The organism is Methylococcales bacterium, from assembly GCA_030949405.1.
In the GTDB taxonomy this organism is placed as follows: domain Bacteria; phylum Pseudomonadota; class Gammaproteobacteria; order Methylococcales; family Methylomonadaceae; genus WTBX01.
Window position 1 is genome coordinate 520,234 of sequence record JAUZSN010000002.1, and the last position, 19,957, is coordinate 540,190.

Annotated in this window: 19 protein-coding genes; 16 read left to right on the forward strand and 3 right to left on the reverse strand. The window is 37.7% G+C overall.

Annotation, left to right across the window (positions count from 1 at the left end; genetic code table 11):
- The first annotated feature begins 3 nt into the window (after positions 1-3).
- Positions 4-1,587, forward strand: coding sequence for a glutamate--cysteine ligase (gshA, locus tag Q9M50_02730; GenBank protein ID MDQ7089543.1), 1,584 nt, complete (start codon positions 4-6; stop codon positions 1,585-1,587).
- 14 nt (positions 1,588-1,601) lie between these two features.
- Complete coding sequence (locus Q9M50_02735) at positions 1,602-2,312, forward strand: hypothetical protein (protein ID MDQ7089544.1); 711 nt, start codon at positions 1,602-1,604, stop codon at positions 2,310-2,312.
- Between the two features lie 357 nt (positions 2,313-2,669).
- Here Q9M50_02735 and Q9M50_02740 read toward each other — a convergent pair whose 3' ends face one another.
- Positions 2,670-3,062: a hypothetical protein gene (locus tag Q9M50_02740; protein ID MDQ7089545.1), complete on the reverse strand. Its 393-nt coding sequence runs from the start codon at positions 3,060-3,062 to the stop codon at positions 2,670-2,672.
- 52 nt (positions 3,063-3,114) lie between these two features.
- Positions 3,115-5,538, reverse strand: a complete 2,424-nt coding sequence (locus Q9M50_02745) for a penicillin-binding protein 1A (protein MDQ7089546.1) — start codon at positions 5,536-5,538, stop codon at positions 3,115-3,117.
- 504 nt (positions 5,539-6,042) lie between these two features.
- Between Q9M50_02745 and Q9M50_02750 the strand changes: the two genes are divergently transcribed.
- From Q9M50_02750 to glk, 13 genes are all read left to right on the forward strand, one after another.
- Positions 6,043-7,104 (forward strand): pilus assembly protein PilM, encoded by a 1,062-nt coding sequence (locus Q9M50_02750; GenBank protein ID MDQ7089547.1) that lies wholly within the window; start codon positions 6,043-6,045, stop codon positions 7,102-7,104.
- Complete coding sequence (locus tag Q9M50_02755; GenBank protein ID MDQ7089548.1) at positions 7,104-7,703, forward strand: PilN domain-containing protein; 600 nt, start codon at positions 7,104-7,106, stop codon at positions 7,701-7,703. Before Q9M50_02750 ends, Q9M50_02755 begins: the two co-directional genes overlap by 1 nt.
- Positions 7,703-8,335, forward strand: coding sequence for a type 4a pilus biogenesis protein PilO (gene pilO / locus Q9M50_02760; GenBank protein MDQ7089549.1), 633 nt, complete (start codon positions 7,703-7,705; stop codon positions 8,333-8,335). Before Q9M50_02755 ends, pilO begins: the two co-directional genes overlap by 1 nt.
- 23 nt (positions 8,336-8,358) lie before the next feature.
- Complete coding sequence (locus tag Q9M50_02765; protein MDQ7089550.1) at positions 8,359-8,931, forward strand: pilus assembly protein PilP; 573 nt, start codon at positions 8,359-8,361, stop codon at positions 8,929-8,931.
- 13 nt (positions 8,932-8,944) lie between these two features.
- Entirely contained in the window at positions 8,945-11,185 is a 2,241-nt protein-coding gene (pilQ, locus tag Q9M50_02770) for a type IV pilus secretin PilQ (GenBank protein MDQ7089551.1), read from the forward strand.
- 65 nt (positions 11,186-11,250) lie between these two features.
- Positions 11,251-11,778, forward strand: coding sequence for a shikimate kinase AroK (gene aroK, locus Q9M50_02775; protein MDQ7089552.1), 528 nt, complete (start codon positions 11,251-11,253; stop codon positions 11,776-11,778).
- A 1-nt stretch (position 11,779) separates the two neighbouring features.
- Complete coding sequence (gene aroB, locus Q9M50_02780) at positions 11,780-12,862, forward strand: 3-dehydroquinate synthase (GenBank protein MDQ7089553.1); 1,083 nt, start codon at positions 11,780-11,782, stop codon at positions 12,860-12,862.
- A 2-nt stretch (positions 12,863-12,864) separates the two neighbouring features.
- Complete coding sequence (locus tag Q9M50_02785) at positions 12,865-14,160, forward strand: AAA family ATPase (GenBank protein ID MDQ7089554.1); 1,296 nt, start codon at positions 12,865-12,867, stop codon at positions 14,158-14,160.
- A gap of 108 nt (positions 14,161-14,268) precedes the next feature.
- Positions 14,269-15,336: a uroporphyrinogen decarboxylase gene (hemE, locus tag Q9M50_02790; GenBank protein ID MDQ7089555.1), complete on the forward strand. Its 1,068-nt coding sequence runs from the start codon at positions 14,269-14,271 to the stop codon at positions 15,334-15,336.
- A 2-nt stretch (positions 15,337-15,338) separates the two neighbouring features.
- Complete coding sequence (locus tag Q9M50_02795) at positions 15,339-16,127, forward strand: SLC13 family permease (protein ID MDQ7089556.1); 789 nt, start codon at positions 15,339-15,341, stop codon at positions 16,125-16,127.
- Complete coding sequence (locus tag Q9M50_02800; GenBank protein MDQ7089557.1) at positions 16,114-16,806, forward strand: SLC13 family permease; 693 nt, start codon at positions 16,114-16,116, stop codon at positions 16,804-16,806. The genes Q9M50_02795 and Q9M50_02800 overlap by 14 nt, the downstream gene beginning before the upstream one ends.
- Before the next feature lie 57 nt (positions 16,807-16,863).
- Positions 16,864-17,343 carry a DUF411 domain-containing protein gene (locus Q9M50_02805; protein MDQ7089558.1) on the forward strand — a complete coding sequence of 160 codons (480 nt, stop codon included), beginning with the start codon at positions 16,864-16,866 and terminating at the stop codon, positions 17,341-17,343.
- Positions 17,340-18,317: a glucokinase gene (glk, locus tag Q9M50_02810; GenBank protein MDQ7089559.1), complete on the forward strand. Its 978-nt coding sequence runs from the start codon at positions 17,340-17,342 to the stop codon at positions 18,315-18,317. The genes Q9M50_02805 and glk overlap by 4 nt, the downstream gene beginning before the upstream one ends.
- 55 nt (positions 18,318-18,372) lie before the next feature.
- Here the strand turns inward: glk and Q9M50_02815 are convergent, their stop codons facing one another.
- Positions 18,373-18,813 (reverse strand): hypothetical protein, encoded by a 441-nt coding sequence (locus tag Q9M50_02815; protein ID MDQ7089560.1) that lies wholly within the window; start codon positions 18,811-18,813, stop codon positions 18,373-18,375.
- Positions 18,814-19,137: 324 nt separating this feature from the next.
- On the opposite strand from Q9M50_02815, the gene amoC reads away from it, so the two are divergent.
- Positions 19,138-19,890: a bacterial ammonia monooxygenase, subunit AmoC gene (amoC, locus tag Q9M50_02820; GenBank protein ID MDQ7089561.1), complete on the forward strand. Its 753-nt coding sequence runs from the start codon at positions 19,138-19,140 to the stop codon at positions 19,888-19,890.
- Positions 19,891-19,957 lie beyond the last annotated feature (67 nt).

Sequence of the window (19,957 nt, forward strand, 5' to 3'; positions counted from 1 at the left end):
TTTATGACTCAGTCAAAGCCTTCACGTTTACGTTATCTTGTTGATAATAACAAACAACATCTTCTTTGTAACGGACTTAAAGGGTTAGAAAAAGAAAGTCTTAGAGTGTCTAATCAGGGAATGATTGCGACAACCCCGCATCCTTATGTTTTGGGGTCGGCATTAACCCACTCTTCAATTACAACCGATTATTCTGAGTCGTTATTAGAGTTTATTACGCCTCCTTTTGCAGATATAAAACAAACTCTTGAATTTTTACATCAAACGCATCAGTTTGTGACTGAGAATTTAGAGGATGAAATGTTACTTGCAACCAGTATGCCCTGTGGTATTAATGGAGATGAGAGTATTCCCATTGCTCACTATGGGTATTCAAATATTGGACAAATGAAACATATTTATCGGCAAGGTTTGTCGTACCGATACGGTCGAACAATGCAGTCTATTGCGGGAATTCATTTTAATTATTCAGTTCCTCAACCGTTATGGCTTATTTTAAAACAGCAATCGGATAAGACAACCCAATCATTAACGGATTTTATTTCAGACGGTTATTTTGGGTTAATTAGAAATTTTCAGCGGCAAGGGTGGTTAATTTTATATTTATTTGGGGCATCGTCGGCTATTTGTAAAAGTTTTTTTAAAAGCCGCCCTCAATTGATGTCTCAGTTTGATGAGTTGGATGCTCATACGTTGTACTATCCTTTTGCAACCTCATTGCGAATGAGTGATATTGGTTATAAAAGCACGAATCAAGCTAATTTGAAAATTGATTATAATAGTTTAAAGGGCTATGTAGATACCTTAGCGGTTGCGATGAACACCCCGTATCCTGATTATGAGTCCATTGGGGTTAAGGCGAATGGGGATTATAAACAGCTCAGTCCGAATACGTTACAAATTGAAAATGAATTTTATAGTACCGTACGACCTAAACAAACGATCCATTCAGGTGAAAAACCTACCTTGGCTCTTAAAAATCGGGGCATTGAGTATGTGGAAATTCGTTCATTAGATTTAGATGTTTTTAATCCGATTGGCATTGATGAAACTAAAGCCCGATTTGTAGAGGCATTTTTATTGCAGTGTTTGTTAGAAGAGAGTCCGTTACACAATACTGATGAGCAGGACATAAATAACAGCAATCAAATCGCGGTGGCTCATGGAGGAAGAGAGCCTAGCATAAAGATTAACCGACAAGGGCAGATGATTCCGCTACGTACTTGGGCGAATGATATTTTGCAGGCAATGCAGCCCATTTGTGACATTTTAGATGCAGGTAAACGTGATAAGCCTTATAGTGCGGCCTTAAAAGAACAGCAAGCTCGCGTTAATGATGCTGATTTAACCCCATCAGCTCGAATTTTACAGGCCATGAAACAGCAACAACAGCCTTTTGGTTGTTTTGGGTTAGACGCCTCTAAAAAACATAACGATTATTTTAAATCTCAAGCACCTTTAGATCAGGCGATGGTCGCACAATTTAAAGAAATGGCGGAAAAATCACATCGTCAACAGCAACAAATTGAAGCGAATGATGTCCTAAGTTTTGATGATTTTTTAACGCAGTATTTTGCACAACATTAAACTTATTATTAATTATGATAAAACACAGATATTTTTTTTCTTTAGTCATCGGTACGGTCTTCTTAGCGAGTCCTTTATATGCTGAATCAAAACCTGTAATGCCTTCAAAGACGGCGCAATCGACCGCTATAGCGGGGAAGGTGACGGAAATATTAAATGTTACAGGCTATACCTATGTTGAAGTCGATACGGGAAAACAAAAAGTGTGGGCAGCCGCCCCTACAACGACCTTGGCAGTGGGTGATAAGGTTTCTTTTTCACCGACCATGCCTATGGAAAATTTTCATAGTAAATCGCTAAAACGTGATTTTCCAGTGGTTTATTTTATTGGTGGCTTTATAACAGACAAAGCGACACCCGCTGTGAAATCTACATCCAAACATAAAAGAACAGAACCTAAGCCGCCTGTCGCGTTAGTTAAAAAAATTGAGCCACTCACGGGTGGAAAAACGATTGTTGAAATTTATAAAGAGAAAGCCGTCTTAAAAGGTAAAACTATTCGTATTCGTGGCCTAGTGACTAAATTTACTGCGGGTGTTATGGGGAAAAACTGGATTCATATTCGCGATAACAGTACGCTTGATGATTTAACGGTTACAACGAATAGCGTGACGAAATTGGATGATGTTGTTGTTATCGAGGGTGCGTTAGTTTTAGATAAAGATTTTGGCTATGGCTATGTTTATCCTGTCATGCTTGAAAATGCAAAAATTATTAAAAAATAATTTTAAGCTCGGGTTTTTAAAACGCTAAATACGAATGAGTATAGAGACGTGAAGCTTCACGTCTCTACTTACGTTAGGTTTTTTTTAATCAGTTTTTTTGCAAGATCGGTTGCAAGCAGTGATAAGAAAATATTTTTCATGGTGGGGTTTCGTTCTAAAAATATGGCGAGATCTTTTTGAGACCACTCTAAGATAATAGAATCGGTATCAAGTTTTGCCGTCGCTGAGGCATATTCTTGTTTCAGTTTAAAACTAATTTCGCCTATAAAGACCCCATCTCGAGATTGACGGATTAATTTATCGTTATCATAAATATTAACCCGTCCATTGTAGATGAAAAATAAATCCCCTATTTTTTCATTTTGGTGCGTTAAAAAATAACCTTTTTTTATAATGACTAAATTTTGCGATTCGGATTAATTTTAAATATTCAAAAGGGCTTAATAAATCATGAAACAGGGTTTCATAAAGTTCTTGTTCGTATTCTGAAAATTTGATTGTCGAGTTTTGATACCAAATGATAACCAGCATAACTAGATTAACACCGACTAATAAGCCTTCTGTCCATATATTAATCCACATAGGTTCTTGCGGGGCAGAATAATAATAAGCTGAGTAAAAGAACGATGAAATAATGGTTAGCAGTCTTAACCAGTAAATTGATTTCATTGCAAAAGCGAGTAGCGTTGTTAAATAGGCGATCGCATACAAAACATAATTCAGGGTGTCTAAATTGAAATCAATTGTCATGGTAAAACCTAAATAAATAAATCATTGAACAATTAGGTTGAGGAAATGGGTTTTAAAATAAATCCTCAACGGTTTTTCTAATGACTTTAGCTTTAGTCTTAGTTTGTGGTTTATACGTCGGTACTCCCGTGGGAATGTAGGTACTTCTTTTAGGATAAACTCCTTTTTGAAAGTATTCCCATGTTCCGCCCTCAAGCCCTGAGGTTGTTTTTATATTTCTAATGGTTCCAATGGTTTTTTTAACAATTCCATTTGGGGGGGTAATAGTGACTTCAGGAACATCTTTTAACGCGGTTTTCATAAATTTAATCCACATCGGTAGCGCGGTGTTTCCACCTGTTTCTCCGCGCCCTAGCGTTTTATAAGAGTCAAATCCTACCCAGGCACTGGCAACAATACTGGGGTGAAAGCCATTAAACCAGCCATCTTTTTGGCCGTTGGTTGTTCCTGTTTTTCCTGCAATATCCTTACGCTTTAAAACTCTTGCTCGGGTGGCTGTTCCTCGCCTAACGACATCCCGCAAGACAGACCCCATTAAAAACGTAATTTGCGAGCTTAAAACGCGTGGTGCGCGTGTGCTTAATAGTTGCTCAGCATCTAAGACTTCAGTTGATTGCTTGTTACATAAAGGGCAAGCCGTTTTGGGTTTGGCTTCAAAAATGATTTCACCTTTATGATTTTCAATATGCTCTATAAAATAGGGTTTAACTAAAAATCCTCCATTGGCAAAAATGGAATAAAAATTGGCCATTCTTAAGGGTGAGGCTGATCCACTACCTAATGCTAACGCAAGTCCACGAGGAAGTTGGTCATCTGTAAAGCCAAAATCTTTAGCGGTTTGAATGACTTTATCTATTCCCATTTCTTGCGTTAAACGGATAGAAATAATATTTCTGGATTTATAAAGAGCGGCTCGGATTCGTGTTGGGCCATAGTAACGATGACTATAATTTTGAGGTCGCCAAGCACGATCTTTCGCGCTGCCTTTTTTGATGATAATAGGGGAATCATTAATGACGCTTGCGAGTGTATACCCTTCTTTTAAGGCCGTTGCGTAAATAACAGGTTTAAAGCCTGACCCCGGTTGACGTTTCGATTGCGTTGCACGGTTATATTCACTTCTATAAAAATCATAGCCACCAACAATGGCTTCTACTGAACCATTCATTGGATTTAAAGAGGCAAACCCACCTTGTACTTTAGGAACTTGCGTTAATTCCCAAGAGACTGTTTCTTGGTTTTCTTTTTTTAAGGGCCTAACTCGAATAATATCTCCTACCCTCATTGCTGCTTTTAATGAGCGAGGTCTTTTAGCACCAAGCGGGTAGTTATTGGTTTTAAAATGGCGGGCCCAAAGAAATTTTTTCCATGGAATTTCAAGAATAGATTGGTCTTGTAATTGTACGGTGACTATTTTATCTTTAATGCTAAGAATATGAGCGGGGTAAGTTTCACCCACGATTTTGAGTGCTTTAAACTGCTCAGAATTTGTGAATTTTATATGGGGTAAGGCTCGATAACCATAGCGTTTATCATATTTATGTAGCGCAAACCGAAGTGCTTCGGTTGCGGTTGTTTGTAATTTAGAACCGAGGGTTGTGTAAACTTTCATCCCATTGGTATAGGATTCTTCGCCGTAACGTTTAAAGAGTTCACGACGGACCATTTCAGCAATATAAGGGGCTTTTAACTCAATAGGGGGAATATAAAGTTTGGCACTGACCGGTTGTTTCAGTGCGTTAGCGGCTTCTTCTGGAGAGATATACGCTAATAATTTCATTCGTTTTAAAATGTAATCTCGGCGTATTTTTGAACGTGTTGGGTTAGAAATAGGGTTATAAGCGGAAGGGGCTTTAGGAAGTCCTGCGATCATTGCTTGTTGAGCTAAGGTTAAATCATCTAGGTCTTTGCCATAATAGACTTCAGCTGCCGCCACAACCCCATAAGAACGATGACCCATATAAATTTTATTTAAATAAAGTTCTAAAATTTTATCTTTGCTGTAGGCTTTTTCAATTTGTAGCGAGAGAATAATTTCTTTTAATTTACGAATGTAAGTTTTTTCGCGTGTTAACAGGAAGTTACGCGTAACCTGCATTGTAATCGTACTGCCTCCTTGCTTTTTTTTGCCCGTTAAGGCTAATTGAATAAAGGCTCTCATTAAGCTTTTATAGTCAACTCCTGGGTGATCGTAGTAGCGATCATCTTCGGCGGCAAGAAAGGCTTGGATAAGTTGCTTAGGAATTTTATCAATGGCGATAGGTTTGCGTTTTTTTTCACCAAATTGAGCAATCAGTTTATTATCGCGACTATAAATCCTAAAAGGCGTTTGGTACTTTACATTTTTTAATTGGGCAACATCAGGTAAGTCACTGATTAGATGGTTGTAAAAAACATACGCTCCCGCGCTAATGCCAAGTAGACTGATGAGACTAAAAATAACGAACCATTTTAAAATTAATTTAAATAAAATCATGCTTATGCGGCGGGGGTTGGTTGGAGAATAATTAAAATGAGGTTCATAAGATTTATTTTCAATGGAAATAGTCAGGGGGTTACGTAATTTTTTGACAGTGTAATGATTTAAATATCTATGTTATCTCTATGATTTAAATTCGGATTAACGAAAGGTTAGGCAAATAAATAATAATGATAATGATAATGACACTGTATTTAATGATTTCTCCTTGCCGTCCTAGTTTTTTAGCCTATTTAATTTTAATGCTCACAGTTTAATCTACGTGGAGCCATTTAACAAATACTTATCTAAATTGATAAAACGATTGAATTTATAAATTCTAAAAATGAGATATAAATAGGATTTCTAAACAATAGGGGACCTAATATAAGCGATATTTTCCGATCAAAATTAAAAAGACGACTATACTTCAACGCAAGCTGGGGTCTGTTTGAACGTTCAATTGGATAAAAATTTAAGCGATGTAAGTGATCGATGTTTATTTGGATAAGGTTTTAAATGATGAATTGGTTTAAACGAAAAGAGGTCGTTGTTCTAGGAATAGATATTAGTAGTGCAGCGGTTAAATTATTAGAATTAAGTAAGACAGGATCACGTTATCGGGTAGAGAGTTATGCGGTGATCCCTTTAGCACAAGATGTTGTTGTTGATAAAAATATAGCGAATATTGATGCGGTTGCTAATGCGATTAAAATGGCGGTTAAGCAGTCCAGAACCAAAGAAAAAAATGCGTGTGTCGCTGTTTCTGGCTCATCCGTTATGAGTAAAGTGATTCAAATGGGAGCGGATTTAAAAAATGATGAAATGGAAGAACAAATTTTTATTGAAGCCGATCAATACATTCCTTATGCACTGGATGAGGTAAATTTAGATTTTGAAGTTCAGGGTAAAAATGAAACAAATCCAGCGATGGTTGATGTCTTATTAGCGGCTTCACGACGGGAAAATGTTGAAGATCGTGTTGAAGCACTCATACAAGCAGGGCTCAAACCTAAAATTGTGGATGTTGAAGCTTTTTCGATGGAAAATGCCTTTTTATTATTGGCTGAACAATTGCCAAAAGGAATTGAAACACAAACCGTTGCTATTGTGGATATTGGGGCAACGATGACGACCTTAAATGTTTTATATGAGTGTCGAACTATTTATGTTCGAGAGCAAGGGTTTGGAGGGAAGCAATTGACAGAAGAAATTCAACGACGCTATGGTCTTTCTTATGAAGAAGCAGGGCTCGCCAAACGTCAAGGCGGGTTGCCTGATAATTATACAACCGATGTGTTGGAGCCTTTTAAATTAGCAATGGTTCAACAAATATCAAGAGCTTTACAGTTTTTTGCCTCATCCAGTGCTAATCGAGAAGTAGATAGTCTTATTCTTGCAGGCGGGTGTGCGTCTATACAAGGGCTTGAAGAACTGATTAAAGAAAATATTGGAATGGATTCGTATGTCGCAAACCCTTTTATTAATATGGCCTTATCCAATCGGGTGAAACCGCAAAGTCTAAGCAATGATGCCCCTGCAATGATGATTGCAAGTGGGTTAGCCTTAAGGAGTTTTGATTAATGGTTAAAATTAATTTACTGCCTTGGCGTGAAGAATTACGAAAAGAAAAGCAACAAGTTTTTTTAACGGTACTGGTCGCGGCCATTTTTTTGACATGTCTTTTATTTGGAGGGGTTTATTGGTATATAGAAGATCAAAAAACCTATCAAACCATTAGAAATACATATTTAGAGGACAAAATTAAGGAAGTTGAGAAAAAAATTAAAAAAATAGATAAGATTAAAGCTGAAAGAACGAAATTAAGAGATAAAATTTTGGTTATTGAGGGGTTACAAGCGAGTCGATCTGAAATTGTACATGTATTTGATGACTTACGGCGAATAACACCTAAAGGTATTTATTTAACGGATTTTATCCAGCTCGGTGAAAAATTAACCTTTAAAGGACGAACAACGGCTCATTCGGAAGTTTCTGCGTTAATGGATGCGATTGAGGCTTCAAAATGGATTGGCTTAGAGGGGACGGGGCTTAAAAATATAGATGGGCGTAATCGCTCTGAAAAAGAAACGGATAGCCAGTTTATTATTTTAGCAAAACAGCTTAAGAAAAAACCAAAAGAAGACGCAGATGATTTAGAGATGGGAGGCGGGGTAGAATAATGAATTTATCGGAAGTTAATTGGGATTTTAATGAAGCGGGATCGTGGCCTTTAGAAGTTAAAGTGGGGATGATTTTATTAATTTGTTCGTTGATTGCAGGCGGAGGCGTTTATCAGTTTACGATGGATCAGTTAAGCCAATGGACTGTTTTGGAGCAAAAAGAGCAAGAACTTCGTGGGCAGTTTGAGGAAAAACAAAAAAAAGCGGCGAATTTATCCGCTTATCAAGAGCAATTTAAACAAATTGAAGCGTTACTTGAAGAAATGGTTAAGCAAATGCCAAGTGAGGCAGAAGTTGCGGCCTTGTTGCGAAAAATTTCTAAAAAAGCACAAGAAAGTGGTTTGAAGATTAATTTTTTTGGTGCAGAACCCTCTGTACGAAAGGAATTTTACCATGAGTTACCCAATAAAATAGAAGTCTCAGGTCATTATGAGGAAATCGGTTTGTTTGTAAGTAGCTTGTCGACCTTGTCACGAATTGTAACCGTCCATGATGTCATTATTTCTCGATTGGAAGTCAAAGAAGTTAAGGATAAAAAAAAGGAAGATGAAGGCGTTTTATTGGAAATGAAAGCGGTTGTACAAACGTATAACGAGGCCTCAGAAGAAGATGCGGATGATATGAGTAAATGAGGATTCAACGCAAGGAATATAAAATGAAACTTTCCCCATTATCAATGATAAAACCAATTAGATTCGGGTGTTTTTGTGTTTTTTTTATGCTATCGGCTTGTAGTGATAATGATGTATCAGATTTAGATACTTTTATTGAGGAAGTTGAGGCGCGACCGAGCGAAGGCATCGAGCCGTTGGAAGCGATTGCAGAAAATGATTTTTTTTATTTTGAACTGGATGATTCACGAGATCCTTTTTTAATAATAAAGGATAAAGAAGAGGAGGTGGAGGATGTTAATCTATCTAAACCTGTTTCTAATGGTATAAAGCCTGATTTTACACGGATAAAAGAGGATTTAGAAAGCTTTCCATTAGATGCGTTGAATATGGTTGGAACGGTTAAAAAAGGGATGTTATGGGGGTTAATTAGATCTGAGGAAGGCGTGCAACGGGTAAAAATAGGGAATTATATAGGACAAAATCATGGCAAGATTATTAATATTTCAGCAACCGAAATTAAGTTGGAAGAAATTATTAAGGATGAAGAAAGTGAAACGGATGCCTGGATTAAAAAAGAAGCGATATTACCCTTAAATATGGGTACAGATGAATAAAGGTAAAGGTTAAATGATGAATATTATGCAAAAGACTTCAGTATTAAAAATTTGGATAGGTCATCTTATTATGCCCTTTATGATGGGTTTATTTTTAATTTTATTGGCGGTAAATACAGCGTTAGCTAGTGAAATTTTGATTACTCAACTTAATTTTTCTACACTTGCTGGAGATAAGGTTCAATTGCAATTAGAGTTAACAGCAGAACCTGTTGCGCCTAAAGTATTCCATACCGATAACCCTGCACGAATTGCTCTAGATTTTGTGGGTGTTAAAAGTGGTTTGAAACAAAAAAACTTTCCGATTAACTCGGGTGCGGCGAGTGATGCTTATGTTATTGAAGTGGCTGGACGTACGCGCGTTATTATTAATCTTGTTGAGTCTGTTCCTTATGAAACTAAGGTGGAGGGAAATAAGGTCTTAATTATTTTAAATAAAACAGCGGTTGTGACCAAAAAAGATCGACCTAACGTTAAACGTAATGAAAATGAAATAGAGACGGTTGTAAAAGAGGAGCCTGTGATTGAAACACAGAAAGTTTCTATGGTTTCACGTTTGCTGCCTAAGCAAGTCATTAGAGATATTGATTTTAAACGGGGCGTGGGTGGTGAAGGTTTATTATTAGTTGAACTAGCGAATCCCAATACCATCGTTGATACGCGAGAGCGTGGCGGGAAAGTTGTTTTAAAATTTTTAAATACAAAATTACCTAAAGCTTTGAGAAAACGGTTTGATGTTTCAGATTTTGCGACCCCTGTACAAAAAATTGAAGCGGTGAGTAAAGGAACTAATACCATCATTACCATTACCCCGACTAATGGTAATTATCAATATTCCTCATTTCAGGAAGAGGGGATGTTGACGGTTGATTTTAGGCCGATGAGTGAAGCTGAGAAAAAAATTGAACAAGAAAAAAAGTTTCCTTATTCAGGGGATAAATTATCATTAAACTTTCAAGATATTGAAGTTAATTCGGTCTTACAGATTTTAGCGGATTTTACAGAGCTTAATATTGTGGCCTCCGACACGGTGGCGGGTAATGTCACCTTACGGTTAAATGATGTTCCTTGGGATCAAGCATTGGATTTAATTTTAAAAGCCAATGGGTTATCAAAGCGTCAAGCGGGTAATGTGATTTTAGTTGCACCGACTTCACACATTATTAAGCTTGAAGAAGATGAGCTGGCAGCAAAAAAGGTGGTTGAGCAATTAGAGCCATTACGAACAGAATACATTCAAATTAATTATGCAAAAGCGGATGATATAAAAGTTCTATTGTTAGGTGGGACAGATACAACGGTGGATAAATTGACAACAAGAGGGCGTTTACTTTCAAAGCGAGGCGTTGCGAATGTTGACATTAGAACGAATGTCTTAATTGTTAAAGATACCGCGAATAAAATGGAAGCAATTCGGGCCTTGATTAAAAAACTTGATATTCCTGTTAGGCAAGTGATGATCGAAGCACGGATTGTTACCGCCGATAAAAATTTTGCACAAGATCTTGGGATGCGTTTTGGGGTTGGAAAGGCCGCTGCATTAGGATCAAGCACCGGGTTTGCTATAGGGCCTGCACCGACAGTGGGTGGTTTAGTGACACGAAGCATTACAGGGCAGCGTACAGGGGGCGGTGTCGTCGTTCCTTCGGTAGATAATGCTAATGTCAGTAATTATTTAGTTGATTTAGCCTCGGCAGGGGCTAATGCTTTTCCGCCCGCCGCATTAGGAATGACTTTGGCTAGAGCCGCCGATTATGTGCTTAATTTAGAAATATCCGCATTAGAAGGTGATGATCGCGGGGAATTAATTTCTAACCCGCGTGTTTTAACCTCAGATCGGGTTGAGGCGGTTATTAGGCAAGGGGTGCAAATTCCTTTTACAACCGTCAGTGCGAATGGGACGCAAACCAGGTTAATCCCTGCGGTTTTGGAATTAAAAGTAAATCCTCAAATTACCCCAAATGGCAGTATTATTATGGAATTAGCTATAAAGAATGATAAGGCAGATACCATTACAGGTGGAATTAGCAAAGAAGAAGTTAAGACAACGGTACAAGTAAATGATGGGGAAACCGTGGTTTTAGGCGGGATTTATACGATGAATACTAAAAAAACGGTGACTAAAGTGCCTTTTTTTGGAGACCTTCCTGTGATTGGAATTCTATTTAGAAATACCAAAGATTTGGATGGTAAAAAAGAATTACTGGTTTTTGTAACGCCTAAAATTGTTAAGAATTCTTTGCTATTAGATTAATCCGACTTCAACTATCGGTAAAAAGGGGGCATAATGCCCTTTTTTTACTTTATTTCCCGTTATTTATGAAACGAACAGAAAATATTTATTTAATTGGCCTAATGGGTGCGGGGAAAACTACAATTGGTCGGCAATTAGCGACGACGTTACAGTTACCTTTTTATGACAGCGATAAAGCCATTGAGGAAAATACAGGGGTTGATATTCCCACTATTTTTGAATATGAAGGTGAAGAAGGGTTTAGAAACCGTGAACAGGCGATGATTTCACAATTAACTGAAATTGATGGAATTGTTTTAGCAACGGGCGGAGGGACTATTTTACACGAAAAAAATAGACAGCTCTTAATGACCAATGGTTTTGTGGTTTACTTAGAATGTTCGATTGAAAATATTTTAAATCGAACCCGTCGGGATACTCAGCGACCTTTATTGCAAACAGATAGCCCTAAAGAACAGATTGAAACTTTATTTGAGCAACGAGAGTCGTTATATCTTGAATGTGCAGATTTTAAAATAGATACAGGCGTGATACAGAGCAAACTGGTGATCAAATCAATATTAGATGCTTATTGGCAGGCAAATGATGAATGAGATGAAACAGTTGGATGTTGATTTAGGGGATCGAAGTTACCCCATTTATATTGGCTCAGACTTAGTGTCGCAAGAAAAATTGTTAGCCCAACATATTCAAGCTAACCAGGTCGTTGTGGTTACGAATACGACAATAGCCCCTTTATATTTACAAGGCTTGTGTGATAATTTATCGGCGTATAACGTTGAGCACATTATTTTACCTGATGGCGAGCAGTATAAGACCTTAAGCTATGTAGAAACTATTTTTACCCAGTTGTTAGAAGCAAGATTTAACCGTAATGCAACCCTAATTGCTTTAGGCGGTGGTGTTGTAGGCGATATGGGGGGATTTGCTGCGGCTTGTTATCAGCGAGGAATCAATTTTATCCAAATTCCTACGACGTTATTGGCCCAAGTTGACTCGTCAGTGGGCGGGAAAACAGGGGTTAATCATGCGCTGGGAAAGAATATGATCGGCGCATTTTATCAACCGCAGGCCGTAATTGCGGATATTAAAGTCTTAACCACCTTAGATGATCGACAATTGGCTGCGGGAATTGCTGAAGTTATCAAATATGGTCTTATTAGAGATTATGAATTTTTTGAATGGCTAGAGGCGAATATTGATTTATTAGTCCAAAAAGATGAAAAGGCATTAATGTTTGCTATTGAACGTTCTTGTTTTAATAAAGCGGCAGTCGTTGCAGAGGATGAACATGAGTCAGGTATTCGTGCCACCCTAAATTTAGGGCATACCTTTGGTCATGCGATTGAAACAGGGATGGGATATGGTCAGTATTTGCATGGTGAAGCGGTTGCGATTGGAACCTGTTTAGCGGCGGATTTATCACGTCGATTAGGGTATTTAACCGATGATGAGGTGACACGAATTATTAAGCTGTTTAAACGAGTTAATTTGCCGATACTTTCCCCAGAAAAACTGACGGCAAAGCGTTATCTTGAATTGATGGCGGTTGATAAGAAAAATATAGGCGGCTCTATTCGTCTTATTTTGTTGGAAAAAATGGGTAAAGCCACCTTACCTATGAGCGTAGAAACAGTTATTTTGGAGCAAACACTGACTGATTACCACGGCTTGTAACGATGAAGCTTGAGGGACAGAATTTTGTTGATACCTATGATTTAATCAGTTTGGCACGAATGGATGCCTTTGATTTATTAGTTCAAGGTATTTTAAACCAGCGTGAAGCATTAATTATCTGTGGTGCCAAAGGGATCGGTAAAACCACGTTACTTAAGACTCTTAAAAAACATAAAGAAGAGGTTTGGGCTATTTGTTTTTTTCAGGGAACAGAGCCGTTAAGTTTTGGTGAGATTAAACATGGGTTAGTGATTGCAATAAAAGCCCACGGTTCCATTCCTGATGCTGAAAGTTTGGATGATATGCTGTATTTTTATGAAGAGCATCAGCAAAAAGTTGTGCTCATCTTGGATAATGTAGAGCGGTTGTCAAGTGGTTTTATTGATAAACTAATTCGATATGCATTACAGCATCCTGCCATTAAGCTTATATTCTCATTAACTAAAAAGGAATTAAGTCTAAAAAGTAGAACCGATATAATGATTGATAATTGTTATTTTATCGAACTTCCTCGCTTGGAAAAACAGGACTTAAGACCCTTTTTACAACGGGCGGCGTTAATGCCAGAAGGGTTAATTGCTGAAGTTGAAATTAATGATAAATTAATTAATAAGCTTTACCCTTTAACCGCTGGAATACCCGGTAAAATTATTACTGAACTACAAAAACAAGACGGTTTTTGGTTTAAATGGCAGCGGGGGGTGGTTTTTGCTAGTTGTTTGGTGATAGGAGTGGGGTTAGTTTATCGTTATCACTCTGTATTCGAGAAAATTAATTTAGACCCCTCTTTTTTTACGGATGCACTTGAAGATAAGCTGATAAATAAAAAAGAAGTGATTGCGGTATTGTCAAATAAACCTGAGCAAGATAATAGTCCTAAAGACATTAATGCGTTGCCGTTGTTAAAGAGTGATAAAAAAATCTCCGAAAATGAAAAAATCATTGAGGATGAAAAAGTCATTGAGCGTGAAAAATTAGTTCCGCCTAAAAAACAAGCCGATAGTGATGATAGTGCTTGGGTATTACAGCAAAAACCGAAAGGCTATAGTTTACAACTTATGGTCACCTCGAAAAAAAAATCCCTATTACAAAGTTTAAAAAATTACCCTCACTTGCCGCATTCACTTAACTATGTACGGGTAATACGAAAAAATAGACCGCTCTATATTTTGTTATATGGTGCATTTCCTACGGCTAAAACAGCTCAAAAAGCCGTAAAAACGTTGCCGAAAGTATTTAAAAACGCGTGGCCTAAACGCTTTGATTCTATTCAGGCAGAAATAAAAAAAGTTCCCTAATGAAGTCGTTTTCATTTTACAACGTTAAAATGAAGACCCCTTAATTTGTATGACTCAAATGGCGGTATTTGAAAAACCGTTCTCCTTCCTTCTTAAAAAATACTCAGTATGACCGACTTAAAAAACGATATTTTTCTTAAAACCTTATTAAAACAACCTGTCGATAGAACCCCTGTGTGGATGATGCGTCAAGCGGGGCGTTATTTGCCAGAATATCGAAAAATTCGCGCAGAAGCAGGGAGTTTTTTAGATTTGTGTACCAATCCTGAATTAGCCTGCGAAGTGACTTTACAACCCTTAGAACGTTTTGATTTTGATGCGGCTATTTTATTTTCAGATATTCTAACCATACCTGATGCGATGGGTTTAGGGCTTTATTTTAGTGAAGGGGAAGGGCCTAAATTTAAAAAAATAATCCGTACCGCCGCCGATATTAAAGCCTTACCGATTCCCGATCCTGAGCTTGAGTTAGGCTATGTTATGGATGCGGTCAGATTGATTCGGAAAAATTTACAAGGGCGTGTCCCCTTAATTGGCTTTTCAGGAAGCCCGTGGACATTGGCAACTTATATGGTTGAGGGAGGAAGTAGTAAAAGCTTTCAAAAAGTTAAGGCATTAATGTATAACGAACCTGCGTTAATGCACCAAATGTTAGATAAACTTGCCCAATCGGTCGCGGCCTATTTAAATGCACAAATTGCCGCAGGCGCACAAGCGGTGATGATTTTTGATACTTGGGGTGGAATGTTAGCCACGGAAGAATATTTACAATTTTCGTTAGCCTATGCACGACAAGTTCGCGAATTATTAAATACAACGGTGGACGGTCAAACAATCCCAACGATTTTTTTTACGAAAGGCGGGGGCTTATGGTTAGAAGAAATGAGTCAGGTCGGATTTGATGCGTTGGGTTTAGATTGGCAGACAGATATAGGATTAGCGCGGGCTAAAGTGGGCGAAAAAGTAGCCTTACAGGGAAATATGGATCCCGTTGCGTTATATGCCCAACCTGATGTTATTGCCAAAAAAGTAAAATTAATTTTAAATAAGTATGGGAATGGCTCGGGACATGTGTTTAATCTTGGGCATGGTATTTTGCCTGATATGAACCCCGATCATGTTAAAGCCATGGTTGATGCAGTCCATCACTATAGTCCTCAATATCATAAAACCTAATTTTGTTATCGAAAAAAATAGGCTTATTTGTTGGAAGTATTTTACCTGTTTTAGTCATAGGTTTTACTGATTTTGGTGAAACAGAATCGATTAAATCTATGACGGCCGTCGCGCTCATGATGACGGTATTTTGGATGACAGAAGCAATTCCACTTGCAGTGACGGCCTTGTTACCGTTGGTATTATTTCCCATTTTAGGAATTGCATCAACTAAAGCGACGGCAGGGCAGTACATGAACTCTATTGTATTTTTACTGATTGGTGGGTTTATGATTGCTTTGGCGATGCAACGTTGGAATTTGCATCGGCGGATTGCCCTGACTATTTTGGTTTTATTTGGAGGGCATCCTACTCGGTTAGTCTGTGGGTTTGTGATGGCAACGGCGATGTTGTCAATGTGGATTTCAAATACAGCAACAACCTTAGTCATGTTACCGATTGCCTTGGCCATTCTTGCACGTTGTGAAACGATTTTAACGGTTGAAGAATTACATAAATTTAGTGTAGGACTCTTGTTATCCATTGCTTATTCCGCATCTATAGGTGGCATGATGACCTTAGTTGGAACGGCTCCCAATTTAGTTTTTGCGCGTTTTTATGAAATGACAATGGGGGAATTAATGGGTTTTTTTGAGTGGATGCTCATTGCGGTGCCTATTGGGTTGTTGTTAATGCTGATAAGTCTTTTGGTGATTATTTTTATCATGTATTTACAAAAATTACCCCCGCTCAAATCAGTTACAACACTGGGTTGCAGAAGAAAAAAACCGATTAGGTTTGATAAGTTTTGAAGAAAAAGCGGTATTAATTGTTTTTGTTATAACAACAGTATTATGGATTACGCGTAAAAGTTTACAGCTAGGCGAGGTTGTTTTAACAGGCTGGGGCGAATTTTTAACTTTTGGTTCGTTGATTGATGATGGGAGCGTTGCTATTGGCATGGCGATGATCTTATTTATTATTCCGACTCAAACTCCGATAAAAAAGACATTTTTATTGGATGAAGCTGTTTTTAGTCAGTTACCTTGGGCGGTTGTTGTGTTATTTGGAGGCGGCTTTGCGTTAGCTTATGGGTTTTCTGAAAGTGGTTTATCGACTTATTTGGCTTCACAGCTCGAAGATCTTAATAACGTACCCTTGGCTGTATTGGTAGCAACCGTAACTTTAGGGATGAGTTTGTTAACGGAGCTTACGTCTAATACAGCAACGACTCAATTAGTTATGCCGATTTTAGTTTCGACAGCCAACGTTCTTAATATTTCACCTATTTGGTTAATGTTACCCGCAACACTTGCCGCTTCTTGTGCTTTTATGTTTCCTGTTGCAACTCCGCCTAATGCGATTATTTTTGGAAGTGGTAAGGTGAAAGTGTTAGCGATGGTAAAAGTTGGGTTGGGGCTTAATTTAATCGCTATTGTATTAATTAGTTTAGTCTGCTACCTCTTAATCCCCTTAATGTTGGTTGGATAAGGTAAGCCATTTTATTATAAAATAGGTAAATGATAATAATAAATTAAGAGGATTCTAATGATAAAAGCAGTATTAATAGCAGGTTTATGGGCCTTAAGTTTTGGAAGTTATGCGGAAACATCAACGACTATATCTGAACCTTCGATGGCTAACCCAATTGAAATTACGGTTCATCGAGACCCTTCTTGTAGCTGTTGTGGACGATGGATTAAGCATTTAAAAAAATCTAATTTTCAAGTCAGTGATGTTTTAAGTCATGACATGCAGGCGGTTAAAGATAAATATCATGTGCCTAAAAATATGGCCTCATGTCATACGGCCATTGTTAATGGTTATGCGATAGAAGGTCATGTTCCTGCCGCAGATATTAAAGCGTTATTAAACATTAAGGCGGATATTGTGGGTTTGTCTGTGCCTGGAATGCCTGTAGGTACACCCGGAATGGAAATGGGAACGAAAGTAGATGCTTATAAAGTGATTGGGTTTGATAAAAATAATGAAAGCCAAGTATTTAATCATTATGAGGCAAAAGAATGATTCTTGCGGGGGATATAGGGGGGACAAAAACGTTATTAGCCTTATATCAGCAGCAAGGGGATGACTTAAAATGTATTAAAAAACAACGCTTTGTTAGTGATGAGTTTAAAACCTTTGAGTCATTGTTAGTAGAATTTTTAAATAATGAAAAAATTACTGCTGTCTGCATTGGAGTGGCAGGGCCTGTTATGGAAGGTGTTTGTAAGGCGACTAATTTGCCTTGGGTATTAAAAACATCACAAATTCAAGCACAAGTTGGTGTAGAACATGTTGTTTTGTTGAATGATTTAGAGGCAACCGCATGGGGTATACTTAATTTATCAGCTGAAAATTTTGTAAGTTTAAATCCTCAAGCTGTTGCACGACCGGGTAATATTGCTATTTTAGCGGCGGGAACAGGGCTAGGTGAGGCGGTTATTGTTTGGAATGGACAAAGCTACCATGTGATGGCAACGGAGGGTGGGCATACCGATTTTGCACCGACAAATGAAGAAGAAATTTTATTATTGCGCTATTTAATGGCGTGTTATCCCGAACATGTAAGCTATGAAAGAATTGTCTCGGGAGATGGATTGGTCAAAATTTATCAATTTTTAAAACAAAAAAGTGATTTTGCAGTGAATGATGAAACGGAATTACAGATGCAAACAACTGATTCCGCAGCGGTGGTGAGCCAAAATGCAATCAAGGGTAATGATCCGTTATGTGTCAAAGCCTTGACTCTTTTTTGCCGAATTTATGGCGCGGAAGCTGGAAACCTTGCGCTTAAATGTCTGCCTTATGGGGGGGTGGTTCTAGCGGGAGGGATTGCAGCTAAAGTATTGCCTATTATTCAGCAAGGCGTGCTAATGAAAGGTTTTTTGGCAAAAGGGCGTTACCATGAGCTTTTAGCGCAAATGCCTGTTAAGGTTTGTACGAATGCGGAAGCGGCCTTGTTGGGTGCTGCTTATTATGCAAGCAAGGTTAACGATTGAAAAGGAGTAAATATGGGCTATTTACTCCTAACCCTTGAGGTTAAATAATGAACTCTTAGAGGTTATCTAATCCAGAAAGACCGTTAACTGACCAGTTATCAAGAGTATTAGCAGCCGATAAATCATCTTTTTCAGAATAATTAATACGGCAGACGTAGGTCCTCATAAAACTAACCCCATCTGCAGGTGTAATTTCAATTTCGGCATTAACAATGTATTGATAGTTTCCCATTGACCAAACGTTGGTGGGTTTTTCTGAAAAATTCACTGAAAAATCAGTATCAATATCCTCTTTAATATAAGTATTACAATGGTTAAAGGCAAATGCTGTCATTTCATTGGAAATACTCATTTGGCTTGCTTCATCGGGTGAGTCTTCGAGAAAAATATCAGAGGAAACAACGTCATAAACAACAGGCATAACGCCTTTTGCTTGAAAGACAAGCAAGAGAACTATACCAATGATGAGAATAGGAAACTTAAGTTTTGGATTCATGATTAAAGCGAGTTTGGATTTAAAAAAAAGATTTTAACAAAAATGAATTAATCATGTTGAAATGAGTCGTACAAACATTACCCCAGTTCAGTGAGTTATAAAATTTTTAGTAAGACTTAAGGTAAAGAAAATTATACAAATGTATAAGATTTTTTTTTATCTTGACATAGTAGCTCGAACTGGTAAACTCGAACCCCACACAAGGATGCTGTGGTCTCAATTCTGCTTGCAGCAGTATTGTGTGATTTAAATATAGGGAAATAGACAAAGAAGCTCTTAACTAGTTAACTAGTTAAGAATTTTAATAATATTTAGGAGGTAGAAATGGCTGCTACAACTGAGTCAGTTAAGGCTGATGCTGCAGAAGCACCGTTATTAAACAAAAAGAACCTATTTGGTGGTTTGATGTTGTATTTTGTTTTTTACGTTTGGGTTCGTTGGTACGAAGGTGTCTACGGATGGTCTGCAGGTCTAGATTCATTTGCACCAGAGTTTGAAACATATTGGATGAATTTTTTATATATTGAAATAGTATTAGAAGTATTAACTGCTTCTATATTATGGGGATATATTTGGAAATCTCGTGATCGTAAAGTAATGTCTATTACTCCACGTGAAGAGTTAAGAAGACATTTTACTCATTGGACATGGTTGGTAATGTACGGTTGGGCAATTTACTGGGGCGCTTCGTATTTTACAGAGCAAGACGGTACTTGGCATCAAACAATCGTTCGTGATACTGATTTCACTCCAAGTCATATTATCGAATTTTATTTGTCATACCCAATTTACATCATTACTGGTGTATCAGCTTTCTTGTATGCAAAAACAAGATTGCCTACATATCAACAAGGTATGCATTTAATGTATACTGTTGCTGTAATTGGTCCATTCATGATTCTTCCAAATGTTGGCTTGAACGAATGGGGACACACTTTTTGGTTTATGGAAGAGTTATTTGTTGCTCCATTGCATTACGGTTTCGTATTCTTTGGATGGGCAGCTCTTGCTATCATGGGTGTTGTAAATACAGAAGTTATGGCAATTTCAAAATTACTTAAGAAAGATTTAGCTTAATCGGTTAATATCTTTTTGATGTAATAAACTATCTCCTCCGCACGTTTCAATCTTTGATTGAAACGTG

Coding starts and splice junctions, on each gene's coding strand:
- gshA (MDQ7089543.1), top strand. CDS start 4: ATGACTCAGTCAAAGCCTTCACGTTTACGTTATCTTGTTGATAATAAC.
- Q9M50_02735 (MDQ7089544.1), top strand. CDS start 1,602: ATGATAAAACACAGATATTTTTTTTCTTTAGTCATCGGTACGGTCTTC.
- Q9M50_02740 (MDQ7089545.1), bottom strand. CDS start 3,062: ATGACAATTGATTTCAATTTAGACACCCTGAATTATGTTTTGTATGCG.
- Q9M50_02745 (MDQ7089546.1), bottom strand. CDS start 5,538: ATGATTTTATTTAAATTAATTTTAAAATGGTTCGTTATTTTTAGTCTC.
- Q9M50_02750 (MDQ7089547.1), top strand. CDS start 6,043: ATGAATTGGTTTAAACGAAAAGAGGTCGTTGTTCTAGGAATAGATATT.
- Q9M50_02755 (MDQ7089548.1), top strand. CDS start 7,104: ATGGTTAAAATTAATTTACTGCCTTGGCGTGAAGAATTACGAAAAGAA.
- pilO (MDQ7089549.1), top strand. CDS start 7,703: ATGAATTTATCGGAAGTTAATTGGGATTTTAATGAAGCGGGATCGTGG.
- Q9M50_02765 (MDQ7089550.1), top strand. CDS start 8,359: ATGAAACTTTCCCCATTATCAATGATAAAACCAATTAGATTCGGGTGT.
- pilQ (MDQ7089551.1), top strand. CDS start 8,945: ATGATGAATATTATGCAAAAGACTTCAGTATTAAAAATTTGGATAGGT.
- aroK (MDQ7089552.1), top strand. CDS start 11,251: ATGAAACGAACAGAAAATATTTATTTAATTGGCCTAATGGGTGCGGGG.
- aroB (MDQ7089553.1), top strand. CDS start 11,780: ATGAAACAGTTGGATGTTGATTTAGGGGATCGAAGTTACCCCATTTAT.
- Q9M50_02785 (MDQ7089554.1), top strand. CDS start 12,865: ATGAAGCTTGAGGGACAGAATTTTGTTGATACCTATGATTTAATCAGT.
- hemE (MDQ7089555.1), top strand. CDS start 14,269: ATGACCGACTTAAAAAACGATATTTTTCTTAAAACCTTATTAAAACAA.
- Q9M50_02805 (MDQ7089558.1), top strand. CDS start 16,864: ATGATAAAAGCAGTATTAATAGCAGGTTTATGGGCCTTAAGTTTTGGA.
- glk (MDQ7089559.1), top strand. CDS start 17,340: ATGATTCTTGCGGGGGATATAGGGGGGACAAAAACGTTATTAGCCTTA.
- Q9M50_02815 (MDQ7089560.1), bottom strand. CDS start 18,813: ATGAATCCAAAACTTAAGTTTCCTATTCTCATCATTGGTATAGTTCTC.
- amoC (MDQ7089561.1), top strand. CDS start 19,138: ATGGCTGCTACAACTGAGTCAGTTAAGGCTGATGCTGCAGAAGCACCG.